The organism is Cryobacterium breve, from assembly GCF_027594785.1.
GTDB lineage: Bacteria > Actinomycetota > Actinomycetes > Actinomycetales > Microbacteriaceae > Cryobacterium > Cryobacterium breve_A.
Genome location: NZ_CP075584.1, coordinates 329,577 through 345,532 on the forward strand (window position 1 = coordinate 329,577; position 15,956 = coordinate 345,532).

The window sequence follows — 15,956 nt, forward strand, 5'->3', positions numbered from 1 at the left end:
TCACTGTCGCCGGCTCTGGCGGGCATCCCCGGCGCTCCTGCCGCCACGGTGCTTGCCGAGGCGGTAGCCCACGAATCCGGTAACGACGAGCAGGCCGGCGAGCACGGCCGGGTTGCTGAGACGGTCCATGATCAGGCTTTTGGCGAGGGTCAGGGCGTCGAGGCTCGATTCTGCCGCCGCCGCGGGCTTCCGCGAGACCGGGGGAGTGGTCGGGCGAATCGGGGCAGCAACCGGAGCCGACGGGCTCCGCGGTGCCGGCGCGGCGGCATCCGCCGCCCGGACGACGTCGATCGGTGCCGTCGGGGCCGGCTCGGCACCGGCGGGTGCGCTCTCGGCCGGTGCGCTATCGGCCGGTGCGGTGTCCGCCGGTGCGCCGGCTTCAGTCAGCATCGCCTGCAGGTTCTCCGCGAAGAGTGCCATCATCTGGTCGGTGACACTGCCGATGATGCTCTTGCCCATCACGGCGACCTTCCCGGAGAGGTCGACGTCGGCGTTCACGGTGCCGTGGGTCGTGCCATCCGCCTCGGTGAGGACGAGCGTCGCGGTTCCCTGCGCGGTGCCCTGGCCGCGCGCCTCCTGGGCGCGCCCCTCGAAGACCGCCCGGTGGGCATCTGCATCCCGCTCGATGACGTTCATCATTCCTTTGTACTGCATGGCCACCGGTCCGAGCTTCACCTTCATGCCGACCTGGTACGCGTCGTCGGAGAGCCGGTTCAGGATCTGCGCTCCCGGGACGCAACCGGCGACACGTTCGAAGTCCATCAGGGTCGCCCAGACCTCATCGATCGGCGCGGTGACGGAAAAGGTGCTGTCAAGTTGCATGGTCGTGTCCTCTGGTCGTCGGGTGGGATCGAGTGCGGTGGTCTGTGTCGGATGCGGTGTCGGATGCGGTACCGGGCTGGCTGCGGGGGTCGAGTCGTTCCGCGCGGATCAGGTCGGCGAGTTCGCCGAGCGCCGCATAACTGTGGCCGCTCACGATGGCGTCGACGTAGGGCAGGGCGGCGTTCATCCCGCCGACGAGCGGCTGGAATCCGGGTGCGACCGTACGCGGGTTGACCCAGACGATCCGGTGCGCGAGCCGGCGCAGCCGGGCCATCTGTGCGGCGACGACGGCCGGGTCGTCGAGCGCCCAGCCGTCGGACAGCACCACGATCACGGCGCCTCTGGCCAGTCCGCGCCGACCGTGCTCGTCGATGAACCGGCGGATGCTCTCGCCGAGGCGGGTGCCGCCAGCCCAGTCCGAGGTGCTCGCCGCAGCGCTCGCGAGCGCTGCGTCCGCATCCCTGATGGCGAGCTGGCGGGTCAGCCGGGTCAGCCCGGTCGAGAAGACGAAGGCCTCCGCGTTCGCGCCGGCGACGGCGCCCTGGAGCAGGGTCAGGAACACCCGCGTGTACGGTTCCATGGATGCCGACACGTCGCAGAGCAGGATGAGCCTGCGCGGTTGTTCCCTGCGGCGGGAGGAGACCAGCAGGATCGGCTCCTCGCCGGTGCGGTGTGCGGCGCGGACGGTGCGCCTGAGATCGAGCCGGGCACCCTCAGCGCGGGTCGGGCGCACCCGCCTGCTGCGCCGAAGCGGGGTCGAGAGCGCGATCCGGCGCACGAGGTGCCGCACTCGCTCGGTCTCCTCGTCGCTCAGGAGAGCGAAAGAGGTGTCGTGCAGCCGGCGTTCGAACGAGGCGAGCATCAGGATGGTCTCGCGTTCGACGGCTCCTGGATCCGCGTTCCCTCCGGCGGGCGCCGGCGTGGGCGCCCCGGTCTCGGATCCGTCGCGCGGCTCCTGCTTCCTCGCAGCGAGGTCATCTCGCGGCGCAGGGCGGGTCCTGGCCTCCGAGCCGATGGCCGGCGGCGCGTTCGGGTCGCCGCGCTGGTCCGCCGGGTCGAGCCGGCCGTCGAAGACGGCGGAGAAGACCGCGTCGAACATCGGCACCTGGTCCCTGGACGAGAGGAGCACGATGCGGCACGTCCAATAGAGAACGGAGCGCTGGGTCGGCGGCGCCACCTGGATCGCGCTCGCGAGTCGCGCGGCCCCGTCGACCGAAACCGGCAGGCCCGCGCGGCGCAGTGCGGTGACGAACCCGGCCGCGAATGCGGCCGGTTCGACCCGAGGGCCCGCAACCGGCGGTGTGTGGCCGTTCATCTTCGCCACGTCACTTCCCGGCCAGCCAGTCGGCCCCGCGCGCGAGCGCGAGATCGAGGTCGTCCCTGTTCTTGAGCAGGGACCCCCAGGTCTGGGCGACGTACTGCGGATCCAGGCGGTCGGCGCCGAGCACGGCGAGCGCGGCCACCCAGTCGATGGCCTCGGCGATTCCGGGTGGTTTGGTGAGGTCAAGGGACCGCAGCCGGGTGACGGCCGTCGCGGCGTCGAGGGCGAGTCGTTCGGTACTGCCGGGCACCCGGCGGCGCACGATCTCGGCGATCCGTTCCGGGCCGGGGTAGTCGATCCAGTGATACAGGCACCGCCGGGTGAGCGCATCGTGCAGGTCGCGGGTGCGGTTCGAGGTGAGGATCACGATCGGTGGCAACGCGGCCCTGATCGTGCCGAGTTCGGGGATCGTGACGGCGGCCTCGGCGAGGAGCTCGAGGGTGAAGGCTTCGAACTCGGCGTCCGCACGGTCGATCTCGTCGAGCAGCAGCACGGCCGGCCGGGGACCGCGGTGTTCGATGGCCTGAAGGAGGGGGCGCCGCAGCAGGTAGTCCGGCCCGAACAGCGCATTCTCGTCGATCGCCGACCCGCTGGCCTCCGCGAGCCGGATCGCGAGGAGCCTGGCGAGGGTAGTTCCACTCGTAGAGTGCCTCTCCCGCATCGATGCCCTCGTAACACTGGAGGCGGAACAGGGGAGTGTCGAGGGCCCTCGCGAGGGCCTTGGCGGCCTCGGTCTTGCCGACGCCCGGTTCGCCCTCGAGCAGGATCGGCTGCGGCAGTCGGACCGCGAGGAAGAGCGCCGTCGCGAGGCCCTCGTCAGCGAGGTAGTCCTCGTCGGCGAGTGTCGCCTGGAACGCCGTCACGTCCGGGACGAGCGCGCGGATTCCTGCCGTGGCCCCGCCCCTGGCCGGGCTCGACGGGGCTCGCTCAACGCTCGGTGGCATGCTCAGGACTCCACGGTCGAGTCGCGGGTGTGGGTATGGGTGTAGGCGAGGGAGAAGCGTTCGGGTTCGGCGACGAAGGCGGCGCGACAGCCGGGGGAGCAGAAGTAGCTCGTTTTTCCCGCGAAATCGTAGTGGAGGCTCGAGGGCACCGCGGCGACGGTCATTCCGCAGACCGGGTCGATGGCGCTCGGCGGCTCCGGGTTCGCGCGACCGTCTTCCGAGGTCTGCGCCCCGGACACCGGCTCGCCGGCGGCGAGCCCGGCGCCCCGCAGTCTGGCCCGTTCGGCGACGAGCCTGCGCGAAGACCGAGACCGCGATCTCTCCGGGGGTCCTCCCGCCGAGGTCGAGCCCTGCCGGGTTGAACACCCGGGCGCGCTGTTCGGCGTCGACGTTGAGGGAGGAGAGCACCGCAGCCCCGCGGGTGGGGCTCGCGACGAGCGCGACGTACGGCACGCCCGCGCGGAGGGCCGCCTCGAGTGCGGGTTCCTCCTCCCGGCCGTGGGAGGCGACGATGAGTGCGGCGTCGTCCGCGCGCGGCCCGGCCGGGGTGGCGATCGTCTCGGTGAGCTCCACGTCGAAGCCGAGATCGTCGCCGATGGCGGCGAGGGCCCGCGCGACCGGTGTCGCACCCACCACCACGACCCGCGGCGACGGATGCCACGGCTCGAGGAAGATCTCGACGGCGCCACCGCTGAGGCAGGGGTTCCGCACCTCGACGGCGCCTTCCTCTGTCACGCCCGACGGTTCGCCCGGGACGACCCGGAGCAGGAGGGGCTCGCGCGCTGCGAGTTGCCTCAGCCCGTAGTAGCGCACGGACGCCTCGACGCAGGCACCGCCGACGAATCCGTCGATCCGGCCGGCGGCATCCACCAGGGCAGTGTCGCCGGCGTGGGCGCTCGTCGGGCGCTGGGCGCGCACGACGGTGGCTCTGACGAAAGACTCGCGGCGGTCGGTGTGAGCTCGTGCGCCCTGCGGGCGAGGGCATCCGGAATCGGTGGCATCGGGACGGCACTCAGATCGGCGGGCGGGGACGACCCTGGATGGCCGCCCACACCCGGGCCGGCGTGCAGGGCATGTCCATATGAGTGATCCCGAAGGGGGAGAGCGCGTCGACGACCGCATTGACGATCGCGGGGGAGAGCCGACGGTCGCGGACTCTCCGATGCCTTTCGCTCCGATCGGGTGGTGCGGCGAGGGCGTCACGGTGTACCCGGTCTCCCAGTCCGGCACTTCCATCGCCGTGGGGATCAGGTAGTCCATGAACGAGCCGCCGAGGTTGTTGCCCGATTCGTCGAACTCGATGATCTGCATGAGCGCCATGCCGACCCCGTCGGTGAGGCCGCCGTGGACCTGGCCCTCGATGATCATCGGGTTGATCCGCGTGCCGCAATCGTCGACGGCCACGAACCGGCGCACCGCAACGTGCCCGGTGCCGGGGTCCACGTCGACGACGCAGATGTACGCGCCGAACGGGAAGGTCAGGTTCGGCGGGTCGTAGGTCACCTCGGCGTCAAGGTTGCCGTCGATCCCCTCCGGCAGGGCGACGGTGCCGTATGCACCCATCGCGATCTCGGCGATGGTCTTGCCGACGCTCGGGTCACCTTTCACGAACCACCGCCCCTTCTCCCACTCGAGGTCTTCCGGGCGAGTCTCCAGCATGGCGGCGGCGATGAACCGGGCCTTCTCGCGCACCTTGCGGGCGACGAGGGCGACGGCGGCGCCGCTGACCGGGGTCGACCGGCTGCCGTAGGTGCCCAGCCCGAACGGGGTCTGGTCGGTGTCGCCGTGCACGACGTCGATGTCCTCGGGCGGGATGCCGATCTCCTCGGCCACGATCTGGGCGAACGTCGTCTCGTGGCCCTGGCCCTGGCTCTGCACCGAGATGCGCACCACGGCCTTGCCGGTCGGGTGCACGCGCAGTTCGGCGCCGTCGTTCATGCCGAGGCCGACGATGTCCATGTGCTTGCGCGGGCCGGCCCCGACCGTTTCGGTGAAGAACGAGATGCCGATGCCCATCAGTTCGCCGCGCTCGCGTTTGTCCTGCTGTTCGCGGCGCAGGTCGTCATAGCCGGCCATCGTCATCGAGAGTCGCAGCGCACGCTCGTAGTCGCCGGAGTCGTACTCCCAGCCGGTCTTGTTCGGGTAGGGGAACTGTTCGGGCTTGATCAGGTTCTTCAGCCGCAACTCGGCCGGGTCTACCTCGAGCTTCGCGGCGAGGATGTCGACTAGTCGCTCGATGAGGTACACGGCCTCGGTGACCCGGAAGGAGCACGCGTACGCGACCCCGCCAGGGGCCTTGTTCGTGTACACGCCGGTCACCGAGCAGTGCGCGGCCTGGAGGTCGTAACTGCCGGTGAAGATGTGGAAGAAGCCGGCGGGGTATTTCGTGGGCTGCGCGGTGGCGTTGAAGGCGCCGTGATCGGCGAGGACGTTGGTGCGCACGGCGAGGATCTTGCCGTCTTTCGTCGCGGCGATCTCGCCCTGCATGATGTAGTCCCTGGCGAAGGACGTCGACATCAGATTCTCCGAGCGGTCCTCCATCCACTTCACGGGCTTGCCGGTCACGATCGAGCCGACGACGGCGAGGATGTAGCCCGGGTAGATGCCCACCTTGTTGCCGAAGCCGCCGCCGATGTCGGGTGAGACGATCCGGATCTTGTGCTCGGGAATGCCCGCGACCATCGCGAAGAGCGTGCGGTGCGCGTGCGGCGCCTGGCTCGTCTCGTAGAGGGTGAGCTTGCCGGTCACCGCGTCGAAGTCGGCGACGGCGCCGCAGGTCTCCATCGGAGCCGGGTGCGAGCGCGGGTAGACGATCTCCTGGCTGACGACGACGTCGGCGCTGGCGAAAACGGCATCCGTCTCGGCCTTGTTGCCCGCCTCCCAGTCGAAGATGTGGTTGTCGGTGCGCCCCTCCATCTCGTCGCGCACGACCGGCGCGTCGGCGTCGAGCGCTTTCCTCGCGTCGACGAGCGGCGGGAGCACGTCGTAGTCGACCTCGATGAGTTCGAGGGCGTCGCGGGCGGCGTAGCGGTCCTCCGCGACGACGAACGCGACCTCCTGGCCCTGGAAACGCACCTTGTCGGTCACGAGCACCGCCTGCACGTCCGCGGACAGGGTCGGCGCCCACGCGAGGCCGAGGCCGAGCAGGTCTGCGCCCGTGATGACGGCGACGACGCCCGGGTGGGCGAGTGCGGCGCTCGTGTCGATCGACACGAGCCGGGCGTGCGCGACCGGGGACCGGAGGATTGCGCCGTGCAGCATGCCCGGCAGGACGATGTCGTCGACGTAGTGGCCGCGACCGCGCACGAAGCGGGGGTCTTCCTTGCGTTGCAGCCGACCGTAGCCGATCGGGCGGTCTCCGTCGTCCGCCGCCGGGTTCGGCGCGTGTTCCTGCAAGATGGTCATGCGGTCACCTCTTCCGGTTCCGTCTGCGCCGCGGGGATCGCGTGGGCCGCCTCCGCGGCGGCGCCGCCCGGGTCGGTGGTCGTGCCCGCGGAGTCGTCGAGCGCGGAGGGGTCGCCACCGGCGGCATCCGCTTCGGTCATGCCCGCCGGGTGGTCTGCCGCCCAGCGCACGGAGCGGACGATCGTCGCGTAGCCGGTGCAGCGGCAGATCTGGCCGGAGATCGCCCGGCGGATTTCGGCGTCGTCGGGATGCGGGTTCACGTCGAGGAGCGCGCGGGCGGTGAGCATCATGCCCGGGGTGCAGAACCCGCACTGCAGGCCGTGTTCCTCCATGAAGCCCTGCTGTACGGGGTCGAGCGTGCCGCCGGTGGCGAGGCCCTCGACGGTCGTGATTGCATGGCCGTCGGCCATCGCCGCGAGCACTGTGCACGACTTCACCGGCTGGCCGTCCAGGAGCACCACGCAGGTGCCGCAGTTGGAGGTGTCGCAGCCCCAGTGGGTTCCGGTGAGCCGGAGCACGTCACGAATGTAGTGCACGAGCAGGACGCGTGGTTCGACCTCGTTCGTGACGTCGGTTCCGTTCACCGTCATGGTGATCTGCATGGACTCAGCCTTCCTGCGGTGTGGTGGGATGCCCGGTTGTGCCGGCGAACTGCGCGGCACGTTCCGTCGCGCGGCGCAGGACGCGCCGGGTGAGCTCGTCGGCGAGGTGCCGCTTGTAGTCGATCGGTCCGCGCTGGTCGGCGACCGGGTCCGCCGCGAGCGCCGCGAGGCGGCCGGCCTCGATGAACAGCGGCTCGCCGGGGCGCTCACCGCGGAGCAGGCTCGGTGACAGCGCCGACCGTGCCGTCGAGCCCCACGGCGGTCAGGCCGACGGATGCCTCCACGATCGTGCCGTCCTCTGCGAACGAGAGCGCGGCTCCGGCCGCGGCGACGGCCCAGTCGCCGACCCGGCGCTCGACCTTCTCGTATGCGCTTCCCGAGCGCGACCGGATCGGGATCCGCACCTCGCAGAGCACCTCGTCCGCGGCGACCGCGGTCTCGTAGGCTCCGCGATGGAACTCGGTCATGGTCAGCATCCGCTCGCCGGAAGGACCGCGAACGATTGCTTCGGCGCCGAGCACATCGCAGACCGTCGCGAGGTCTTCCGCCGGATCTGCCTGGCAGAGCGAGCCTCCGATCGTGCCGCGATTGCGCACGACCGGGTCTGCGATCACCCGTTCGGCGTCGGCGACGATCGGGAAGAGCGCGGCGATCTCGGTGGACTCGAGGAGGGTGGTGTGCCGGGTGAGGGCGCCGATCCGCAACCGGTCACCGTCCCGGAGCACGAAGTCGAGCTCGAACAGGTCGTTGATGTCGATGAGCCATTCCGGTCTGGCGAGCCGGAGCTTCATCATCGGCAACAGGCTGTGGCCGCCCGCAATGATCCGGGCCTCCGGCCCGTGCCGGGCCAACAGGGCGATGGCGTCGTCGACCGTGTCGGCGCGGGCGTATTCGAACGGTGCAGGAATTTGCACGGACCCTCCCCATTGAGACATGCCCGGCAGAAATGGGGGGCACTGGATGCACATATAGTGGCCCCGGGTCCCCATGAAGTCAATGAGCCGCCCATCGGGCATTTCCCTGGGTTCATGGCAAAGACCTAGACAACGCACAGGCTTCGGATTAATCTGCCATCGTCGGCACTCGTGTGTGCCGGCCTCCCCGGGAGACGCTGTGCATCACACGTTCTCTCCGCGGTGCTTGACAACACGTATCCGTCATCTGCTCTCGGCGCAGCTGCCGGCGCTTGTCCACCGGCGCCTCTGTCTCCTCGGTCGTGGCGAGAGCCGATCGTGAAGAGAACAGAGATCATGACCAGGACAGGGCAAGGAACAGGACTGCACGGAACACGACAGCCCGGAACAGGATCGCACGGAACAGGACTGCACTCCACAGGACTGCGCTCGACAGGACTGCGCTCGACAGGACTGCGCAGGGGGCTCGTAGCGGGTGTCGCGTGCGCCTCCCTCGCGGTGGCGCTCTTCGGCGCGGCCCCGGCCACGGCCGGACAGAAATCCGGGCACGACGACGGCACCGGGGACGGGAGTGGAACGGGCACACCGGTGACCCTCGCGGAGGGCCTGCTCGGACCGCTCAGCCTCGAGGTCGGCCGGCACAACACCGTCTACGTCACGCAGAATTTCGCGGGTGAACTCACTAAAGTCGCCAGGGACGGGACAACGTCGACCCTTGCGAGCGCTCCGGGAGAGGAGATCTCCGCGGTCACCGCGCGCAAGGGCACTGTGTATTACGCCAGGGTCGCCCAGGACCACAGTGCGGCCACCCTCAGGTCCATCGCGCCGGACGGCACCGACGCCGAGCTCGCCGACATCGCTGCCTACGAGAAGTCGGCGAACCCGGACCAGAACAACAGCTACGGGTTCGTCGACCTCGACCCGACGTGTGCTGCCCAGTTCGATCCCACCCAGCCGCCGTCTGTCCCCGCGACATACACGGGGGTCGTCGACACGCACCCCTACGCGTCGCTCGCCCTCTGGAACGGGGTGTACGTGGCGGATGCGGGCGGCAACGCGATCCTGCACGTCGACTGGGACGGAACGGTGTCCACGACCGCGGTGCTGCCGCCGAGCGAACCGGTCACGATCGACGCGGCGATGATCGCCGACATCGGTTTCCCGGCCTGTGCCGCCGGTCACGAGTACCGCTTCGAACCGGTTCCGACGGATGTCGAGCTCGGCCCGGACGGGTGGCTCTACGTGACGTCGCTCCCCGGCGGGCCCGAGGACGCCAGCCTCGGCGCGCGCGGCTCGGTGTACCGGGTCGATCCGGACTCCGGTGAGGTCGAACGTGTCGCGACCGGGTTCGTCGGCGCGACGGGGCTCGCGGTCTCGCAGGACGACGGAACGATCTACGTCGCAGAGCTCTTCGGCGGTCCGGCCGGAACCGGCCAGGTATCGGTGCTCGAGCCAGGCTCTGACACGCCGAGTGCGCTCGTGGCGGTGTCACAGCCGGCCGCGATCGAGCCTGCGACACGGTGCGCTCTACCTCACGACGGATGCGATCACTCCGGATGCGAACGGGGCGCCGACTCCGGTGGGCAAGCTCGTGCGCATTCCGCTGACGGGAGGCCACGCCGCGAGCGACGCCCTCGACGACACGACCGACTGACCCCGCCGCCGACCCGGCCTGTCCATCCGGGCGGGCCGGGTCGGCCGGGAATCAGCCAGTTGCAGGGATCAGCCAGTGAGGGATCAGCCAGTGACCGAGGGGCCGAGCAGTAGACCTGCAGACACTACGGATCGGGGGTGAATCGGTACCCCATTCCGGCCTCCGTGAGCAGGTAACGCGGGTGCGCCGGGTCGGGTTCGAGCTTCTTGCGCAGCTGGGCGAGGTAGAGGCGCAGGTAGCCGGAGTCCGTCGTGTGGTGCGGGCCCCAGATGTCCGTGAGCAGCGACTGCCGGGACACGAGCTTCCCCGGGTTGCGCAGCAGGAACTCGAGGATGCGCCACTCGGTCGGGGTGAGCCGGATCGTCTCCGGCTTTCCGGGATCTGAGCCGGACCCCGTGCCCGTGCGCACGACGCTCCGTGCCGAGAGGTCGACGGCGATCGCGCCGAGCATGATCACCGGTTCGGCTGCGGAGTCGACAGGCCCGAGCCTCCGGGTGAGTGCGCGGATCCTGGCGAGGAGTTCGTCGATGGAGAACGGCTTCGTGACGTAGTCGTCCGCTCCCGCGTCGAGCGCATCGACCTTGTCGGCGGCGCCGCTGCGCCCGGAGACGACGAGGATCGGCACCTGGGTCCAGCCGCGCAGGCCCGCGATGACCTCGATCCCGTCGAGGTGCGGCATCCCGAGGTCGAGCATCACAAGGTCGGGATGCTCGTGCGCCGCGGCGGCGAGGGCCTCGGCGCCATCCCTGGCGGTGACGACGTCGTAGCCGCGCGCGCCGAGGGTGACCCGCAGTGCGCGCAGGATCTGCGGGTCGTCGTCCGCGATCAGGATCTTCACTCAGGCCTCCTCGTCAGTGCCCGCGGCGGCGGCCGTCTCGGCCGACTGGCCGGCCGGCGCTGCGGGGTCGAATGCCGGCAGGGCGATGACCATCGTCAGCCCGCCGCCCGGGGTGTCTTCGGCCTCGAGCCGCCCGCCCATGCCTTCGGTGAAGCCCTTTGCGAGCGCGAGGCCGAGGCCGAGGCCGGTCAGGTTGTCCGTGTCGCCGAGGCGCTGGAAGGGGAGGAAGACCTCGTCGCGCCGGTCTGCGGGAATGCCGGGGCCGCGGTCCATGATCCGCAGTTCGACGACGCCGCCGAATTCGCTCGCCGAGACGAGCACGCGCCCGCCCGTCGGCGAGAAGCGGATGCCGTTGGCCAGCACATTCACGACGACCCGCTGCAGGAGCCCGGCATCAGCGAGCATCGGCGGCAGCCCAGGCGGGAATTCGAGTTCAACCGTGTCCGGCCCGACGCCGAGCTCGTCGAGGGCGGGGAGCACGACGTCCGCGGCGTCGACGGGACCCAGGGAGACCGCGAGAGCGCCCGCTTGCACCCGGCTCACGTCGAGGAGGTTCGTGATGAGGCCGGCGAGCGACTCGAGGCTCTCCTCGGCCGTCTCGAAGAGCTCCTCCCTGTCGGCGGGCGACAGCGTGAGCTCCGCCGAACGCAACCCGCTGATGGCGGCTGTCGCTGCGGAGAGCGGCCGTCGCAGGTCGTGGCCGACGGCGGCGAGAAGGGCGCTGCGCATCCGGTCGGCCTCTGCGAGCGGTCCGATTGCACTCGCGGTCTCCGCGAGGTCGCTGTGTTCGAGCGCGGCGTCGAGCTGGGTCGCGATCACGCCGAGCAGTCGTCGTTCGGACGCGGCGAGGTCGCGTCCGGAGAGCTCGAGGGTGCCCCGCGTTCCGACGGGGACCGTTGCGAGGGCGGTGTCCGGGCCGACCTCCGCGGGCGAGCCGTCCGAGTACAACAGCTTCCCGTCCGTGAACAGGCGCACCCCGGTGAGGTTGAAGGCCTCGCGGGTCCTGGCGACGAGCGCCGGGACGGCGTCCTCGCCGCGGAGCACGCTGCCGGCAACGGTAGCGAGGAGTTCTGACTCGCCGGCGGCGCGCTGGGCGCTGCGGCTCCGCCTGGCGGCGAGGTCGACGACGTAGCTGACGACGCCCGCGTTGGCCAGGTACAGGACGAGCGCGAGGGCGTGCGCGGGTTCGGCGATCGTGACGGTGTAGAGCGGGTTCACGAAGAAGTAGTCGAGGGTGAGCCCGGAGAGCAACGCGGCGAACAGGGCCGGCCAGAGTCCGCCGACGAGGGCGACGACGATGACGAGGAGCTGGTAGCTGAGCACCTCGCTCGTGATCGATTCCTCGCTGTGGGTCGCCACGAGGAGTGCCGTGAGCAGCGGCCCGCCGACGACGGCGAGGCCGAGGCCGGCCAGCCGCCTGCGGAGGCTGAGCGCACCGCCGATCCGCGGGAGGCGCTTCCGCTCGCCCGCGGCGGAGTGCGTGACGACGTGCACGTCGATGTCCCCGGACTCCCTGACGACCGTCGTGCCGATTCCCGGCCCGCTGAATGCGGCCTTGAGCCGGGTACGCCTGCTCACACCGATCACGAGCTGGGTCGCGTTCGAGGCCCTGGCGAATTCGACGAGGGCGGTCGGGACGTCGTCGCCGACGAGCTGGTGGTAGCTGCCGCCGAGCTTCTCGACGAGGGCTCGCTGGGCGGCGAGCGCGCCGGGGTGGGCCGAACGGAGCCCGTCCTGGCTGATCACGTGCACGGCGAGGAGTTCGCCGCCGGCGGCGCGGCCGGCGATCCGTGCCCCGCGTCGCAGCAGCGTCTCACCCTCTGGCCCGCCGGTGAGCGCGACCACGACACGTTCGCGGGCTTCCCACTTGCTGTCGATGCCGTGTTCGGCCCGGTAGTTCTTGAGCGCTGTGTCCACCTCGTCGGCGAGCCAGAGCAACGCGAGCTCGCGCAGGGCGGTGAGGTTGCCGAGCCGAAAGTAGTTCGACAGGGCGGCGTCGATCCGGGCGGCGGGATAGACGTGGCCCTCGGCGAGCCTGTCGCGCAGGGACTGTGGGGCGAGGTCGATCACCTCGACCTGATCCGCGGCCCGCAGCACGCTGTCCGGCAGGGTTTCGCGCTGGGGGACGCCGGTGATCTTTTGAACGACGTCGTTGAGCGACTCGATGTGCTGGATGTTGACCGTCGAGATGACGTCGATGCCCGCGTCGAGGAGGGACTGGACGTCCTGCCACCGTTTGTCGTGGGCGAGGCCGGGGGCGTTGGTGTGCGCGAGCTCGTCGACGAGTGCGATTGCGGGCGCGCGATCGAGGACAGCGTTCAGGTCGAGGTCGGTGAGTTCGATCCCGCGGTGCCGCCGGACGAGGCGCGGCACGACCTCGAGCCCGTCGAGCATCGCGGCGGTCGCAGCGCGGTCGTGGGTTTCCACGACCGCGACGACGACGTCCTTGCCCTCCGCGTGCAACCGCCTGCCCTCTTCGAGCATGGCGTAGGTTTTGCCGACGCCCGGTGCGGCGCCGAGCAGCACCCGCAGTCGGCCGCGTTTCATGTCACGCCTTTCAGCCCTGTTCAGGTCAGCCCTGGTTGGGCAGCGACTCGAGGGCGAGGTTCAGTTGGAGCACGTTGACGGTGGGTTCGCCCAGGAAACCAAGGTCCCGTCCCTGAATCCTAGACTCGACCAGGGCACTGACGGTCGCGACGGGCAGGCCGCGGGCCGCAGAGACCCTGTTCACCTGGATCCGGGCGTACTCCGCGCTGATCTGGGGATCAAGCCCCGAAGCGGATGCCGTGAGGGCGTCGGCGGGGATCTGGTCGGCGGTCACGCCGTCGGATTCCTCGATTGCGGACTTCCGGTCGGCGATCGCCGAGATCAGGTCGGCGTTCTCCGGACCGAGGTTGCTGCCGCTGGAGGCCGCCGCGTCGTAGCCGTTGCCGGCTGCGGATGGCCGTGACTGGAACCATTCCGGAAGTGCGGCTCCGTCGGCATCCGTGAAGGACTGGCCGATCAGTGAGGAACCGACCACTCCGGAACTCCCGTGGATGAGGGAACCGTTGGCCTGGTTCGGCAGGGCGAGCTGCCCGAAGGCCGTGATCGCGAGGGGGTATGCGACACCGAGGATGACGGTGAAGACGAGCATGGCGCGAAGGGCGACGCCGTACTGGCGGGCCGAGTTGCGAGGGGAACTCATGGTGGAGGTGTCCGTTCCGTGGGAAGTGAGGGTGGGGAGAGGTCCGGAGGGGGTCAGAAACCAGGGAGCAGTGCGACGAAGAGGTCGACGAGCTTGATTCCGAGGAACGGCGCGATCACACCGCCGAGGCCGTAGACCAGCAGGTTGCGGCTGAGGACGCTCGCGGCGGCGGCAGGCCGGTAGGCGACGCCGCGGAGCGCGAGCGGGATCAGGACGACGATGATGATCGCGTTGAAGATGATGGCCGACAGGATCGCCGAGGCGGGCGAGTGCAGCTGCATCACGTTCAGCACGGCGAGGCCGGGGAAGACCCCCGCGAACATCGCCGGGATGATCGCGAAGTACTTGGCGATGTCGTTGGCGATCGAAAACGTGGTCAGGGCGCCGCGGGTGATCAGAAGCTGTTTGCCGATTCGCACGATATCGATGAGCTTCGTCGGGTCAGAGTCGAGGTCGACCATGTTGCCGGCCTCCTTCGCGGCGCTCGTACCGGTGTTCATCGCGACCCCGACGTCGGCCTGGGCGAGCGCCGGCGCGTCGTTCGTGCCGTCGCCCGTCATGGCGACGAGATTGCCGCCCTCCTGTTCGCGCCGGATGAGGGCGAGCTTGTCCTCGGGGGTGGCCTCGGCGAGGAAGTCGTCGACGCCGGCTTCCGCCGCGATCGTCTTCGCGGTGAGCGGATTGTCGCCGGTCACCATGATCGTGCGGATGCCCATGCTGCGCAGGCTCGGCGAACCGTTCGGCGATGCCCTCCTTGACGATGTCCTTGAGGTACACCACTCCGAGGATCCGCCGCGCACCGGCTGCGCCGTCCGTAGCGCCGCCTGTTGGGCTGCCTGCGGCCACGACGAGCGGGGTGCCGCCGAGCTCGGAGATCCGTTCCACGGTCGCGTTCAGGTCGTCGAGCACCGTCGGCTCGACGGGGGTGGTTTCACGGACCCAGGCGAGCACGGCGGAGCCGGCGCCCTTGCGGATGAAGGAGCCATCCGGCAGGTCGATCCCGCTCATCCGGGTCTGCGCGGTGAAGGGCACGACGACGGCGTCGAGGGTACCCGGAGTCCCGAACCCGGTTTCGATCGCAAGGTCGACGATCGACTTGCCTTCCGGGGTCGGGTCGCTCAGGGAAGAGAGCGCGGCTGCGTTGACCAGTTCGTCCCTGCCGACCCCGGCGAGCGGAGTGAACTCCCGCGCCTGCCGGTTGCCGTACGTGATCGTGCCGGTCTTGTCGAGGAGCAGGATCGTGACGTCGCCCGCAGCCTCGACCGCTCGTCCCGACATCGCCAGCACATTGCGCTGCACGAGCCGGTCCATCCCGGCGATGCCGATCGCGGAGAGCAGGGCGCCGATCGTGGTGGGGATCAGGCAGACGAGCAGGGCGACGAGGACGGGCAGGCTCACGGCGGCCGCGGAGTACCCGGCGATGGGGTTGAGGGTGAGGGTCACCACGAGGAACACGATCGACAGGCTCGCGAGCAGGATGTTGAGCGCGAGTTCGTTCGGGGTCTTCTGCCGCGAGGCGCCCTCGACGAGGGCGATCATGCGGTCGACGAAAGTCTCGCCCGGCTTGCTCGTGATGCGGACGACGATCCGGTCGGAGAGCACCCGGGTTCCCCCGTGACGGCACTCCGGTCGCCGCCGGACTCACGAACGACGGGCGCAGACTCTCCGGTGATCGCGGACTCGTCGATCGAGGCGATGCCCCAGATGATGTCGCCGTCTCCGGGGACGAGTTCCCCGGCGGTCACGATCACGGTGTCGCCGAGGGTGAGGTCGGCGGAGGAGACCGCGGAGACGCTGGCCCGCTCGGCCGCGGCATCCGCTGCCTCGTCATAGCCGGCCACGAGGTTGGCGTTCGTGCTGGTCCGGGTCTGGCGGAGGCTGTCCGCCTGCGCCTTGCCGCGGCCCTCGGCGACGGCTTCCGCCAGGTTGGCGAAGATCACGGTGAGCCAGAGCCAGAATGCGATGCCGACGGTGAAGCTCGCCGGCACGTCGCCGCCGCCCGAACGGGCAGGTCCGCCGAGGAAGGGTTCGACGATCGCGAGCAGCGTGGTGAGCGCGGCACCGACCTCGACGATGAACATGACCGGGTTTCGCCACATCAGGCGAGGGTCGAGCTTGCGCGCCGCCATCGGGAGCGCGGCGACGAGCTGCCCCAGGTTGATCGCGCTCGATGCGCGTTTCGGCTGACGTTCCGTGGTGGGCGCCGGCCCCTCGCCCCGTGGCGTGGATGCTTCGGTGACTGTCGACATGATTACTGCTGCCCTTCCGC

12 protein-coding genes and 2 pseudogenes are annotated in these 15,956 nt (G+C 70.1%); 2 read left to right on the forward strand and 12 right to left on the reverse strand.

What is annotated here, in order from left to right:
- From KIV56_RS01575 to KIV56_RS01605, 7 genes and pseudogenes are all read right to left on the reverse strand, one after another.
- The gene (locus tag KIV56_RS01575; protein WP_281534909.1) at nucleotides 1–822 is read right to left on the reverse strand and encodes an SRPBCC family protein; all 822 of its coding nucleotides are present in this window, start codon (nucleotides 820–822) and stop codon (nucleotides 1–3) included.
- Nucleotides 812–2,137, reverse strand: coding sequence for a vWA domain-containing protein (locus tag KIV56_RS01580; RefSeq protein WP_281536250.1), 1,326 nt, complete (start codon nucleotides 2,135–2,137; stop codon nucleotides 812–814). The genes KIV56_RS01575 and KIV56_RS01580 overlap by 11 nt, the downstream gene beginning before the upstream one ends.
- Before the next feature lie 10 nt (nucleotides 2,138–2,147).
- Nucleotides 2,148–2,393 carry a hypothetical protein gene (locus KIV56_RS01585; protein ID WP_281534910.1) on the reverse strand — a complete coding sequence of 82 codons (246 nt, stop codon included), beginning with the start codon at nucleotides 2,391–2,393 and terminating at the stop codon, nucleotides 2,148–2,150.
- Nucleotides 2,326–3,087 (reverse strand): AAA family ATPase, encoded by a 762-nt coding sequence (locus KIV56_RS20110; protein ID WP_281536251.1) that lies wholly within the window; start codon nucleotides 3,085–3,087, stop codon nucleotides 2,326–2,328. The genes KIV56_RS01585 and KIV56_RS20110 overlap by 68 nt, the downstream gene beginning before the upstream one ends.
- 2 nt (nucleotides 3,088–3,089) lie before the next feature.
- A complete protein-coding gene (locus KIV56_RS20115) occupies nucleotides 3,090–3,251 on the reverse strand; it encodes a hypothetical protein (protein WP_281536252.1) in 162 nt (53 codons plus the stop codon).
- Nucleotides 3,252–3,441: 190 nt separating this feature from the next.
- Nucleotides 3,442–6,492: pseudogene (locus KIV56_RS01600) on the reverse strand (aerobic carbon-monoxide dehydrogenase large subunit); the annotation flags it as partial.
- Nucleotides 6,489–7,094: a (2Fe-2S)-binding protein gene (locus KIV56_RS01605; RefSeq protein ID WP_281534911.1), complete on the reverse strand. Its 606-nt coding sequence runs from the start codon at nucleotides 7,092–7,094 to the stop codon at nucleotides 6,489–6,491. The pseudogene KIV56_RS01600 and the gene KIV56_RS01605, both read right to left, overlap by 4 nt.
- On the opposite strand from KIV56_RS01605, the gene KIV56_RS20120 reads away from it, so the two are divergent.
- Entirely contained in the window at nucleotides 7,093–7,323 is a 231-nt protein-coding gene (locus KIV56_RS20120; RefSeq protein WP_281534912.1) for a hypothetical protein, read from the forward strand. The two genes, KIV56_RS01605 and KIV56_RS20120, sit on opposite strands and share 2 nt — an antisense overlap.
- Here the strand turns inward: KIV56_RS20120 and KIV56_RS01615 are convergent.
- Complete coding sequence (locus KIV56_RS01615) at nucleotides 7,301–8,008, reverse strand: FAD binding domain-containing protein (protein ID WP_281534913.1); 708 nt, start codon at nucleotides 8,006–8,008, stop codon at nucleotides 7,301–7,303. The two genes, KIV56_RS20120 and KIV56_RS01615, sit on opposite strands and share 23 nt — an antisense overlap.
- Before the next feature lie 498 nt (nucleotides 8,009–8,506).
- Here KIV56_RS01615 and KIV56_RS01620 point away from each other — a divergent pair, with 498 nt between their 5' ends.
- Nucleotides 8,507–9,775, forward strand: a complete 1,269-nt coding sequence (locus KIV56_RS01620) for a ScyD/ScyE family protein (protein ID WP_281534914.1) — start codon at nucleotides 8,507–8,509, stop codon at nucleotides 9,773–9,775.
- A gap of 11 nt (nucleotides 9,776–9,786) precedes the next feature.
- On the opposite strand, the gene KIV56_RS01625 is transcribed toward KIV56_RS01620, so the two are convergent.
- The 4 genes and pseudogenes from KIV56_RS01625 to kdpB form a co-directional block, all read right to left on the reverse strand.
- Nucleotides 9,787–10,500 carry a response regulator gene (locus KIV56_RS01625; protein WP_281534915.1) on the reverse strand — a complete coding sequence of 238 codons (714 nt, stop codon included), beginning with the start codon at nucleotides 10,498–10,500 and terminating at the stop codon, nucleotides 9,787–9,789.
- Nucleotides 10,501–13,047, reverse strand: coding sequence for a DUF4118 domain-containing protein (locus KIV56_RS01630; RefSeq protein WP_281534916.1), 2,547 nt, complete (start codon nucleotides 13,045–13,047; stop codon nucleotides 10,501–10,503). It lies immediately after the preceding gene.
- A 25-nt stretch (nucleotides 13,048–13,072) separates the two neighbouring features.
- Nucleotides 13,073–13,687 carry a potassium-transporting ATPase subunit KdpC gene (gene kdpC, locus KIV56_RS01635; RefSeq protein WP_281534917.1) on the reverse strand — a complete coding sequence of 205 codons (615 nt, stop codon included), beginning with the start codon at nucleotides 13,685–13,687 and terminating at the stop codon, nucleotides 13,073–13,075.
- A 53-nt stretch (nucleotides 13,688–13,740) separates the two neighbouring features.
- Nucleotides 13,741–15,936: pseudogene (gene kdpB, locus KIV56_RS01640) on the reverse strand (potassium-transporting ATPase subunit KdpB).
- Nucleotides 15,937–15,956 lie beyond the last annotated feature (20 nt).

Excerpts from the sequence above, each read along its gene's own strand:
- KIV56_RS20120 (WP_281534912.1), top strand. The coding sequence starts at position 7,093 with ATGGACTCAGCCTTCCTGCGGTGTGGTGGGATGCCCGGTTGTGCCGGC.
- kdpC (WP_281534917.1), bottom strand. The coding sequence starts at position 13,687 with ATGAGTTCCCCTCGCAACTCGGCCCGCCAGTACGGCGTCGCCCTTCGC.
- KIV56_RS01575 (WP_281534909.1), bottom strand. The coding sequence starts at position 822 with ATGCAACTTGACAGCACCTTTTCCGTCACCGCGCCGATCGATGAGGTC.
- KIV56_RS01630 (WP_281534916.1), bottom strand. The coding sequence starts at position 13,047 with ATGAAACGCGGCCGACTGCGGGTGCTGCTCGGCGCCGCACCGGGCGTC.
- KIV56_RS20115 (WP_281536252.1), bottom strand. The coding sequence starts at position 3,251 with ATGACCGTCGCCGCGGTGCCCTCGAGCCTCCACTACGATTTCGCGGGA.
- KIV56_RS20110 (WP_281536251.1), bottom strand. The coding sequence starts at position 3,087 with ATGCCACCGAGCGTTGAGCGAGCCCCGTCGAGCCCGGCCAGGGGCGGG.
- KIV56_RS01605 (WP_281534911.1), bottom strand. The coding sequence starts at position 7,094 with ATGCAGATCACCATGACGGTGAACGGAACCGACGTCACGAACGAGGTC.
- KIV56_RS01580 (WP_281536250.1), bottom strand. The coding sequence starts at position 2,137 with ATGAACGGCCACACACCGCCGGTTGCGGGCCCTCGGGTCGAACCGGCC.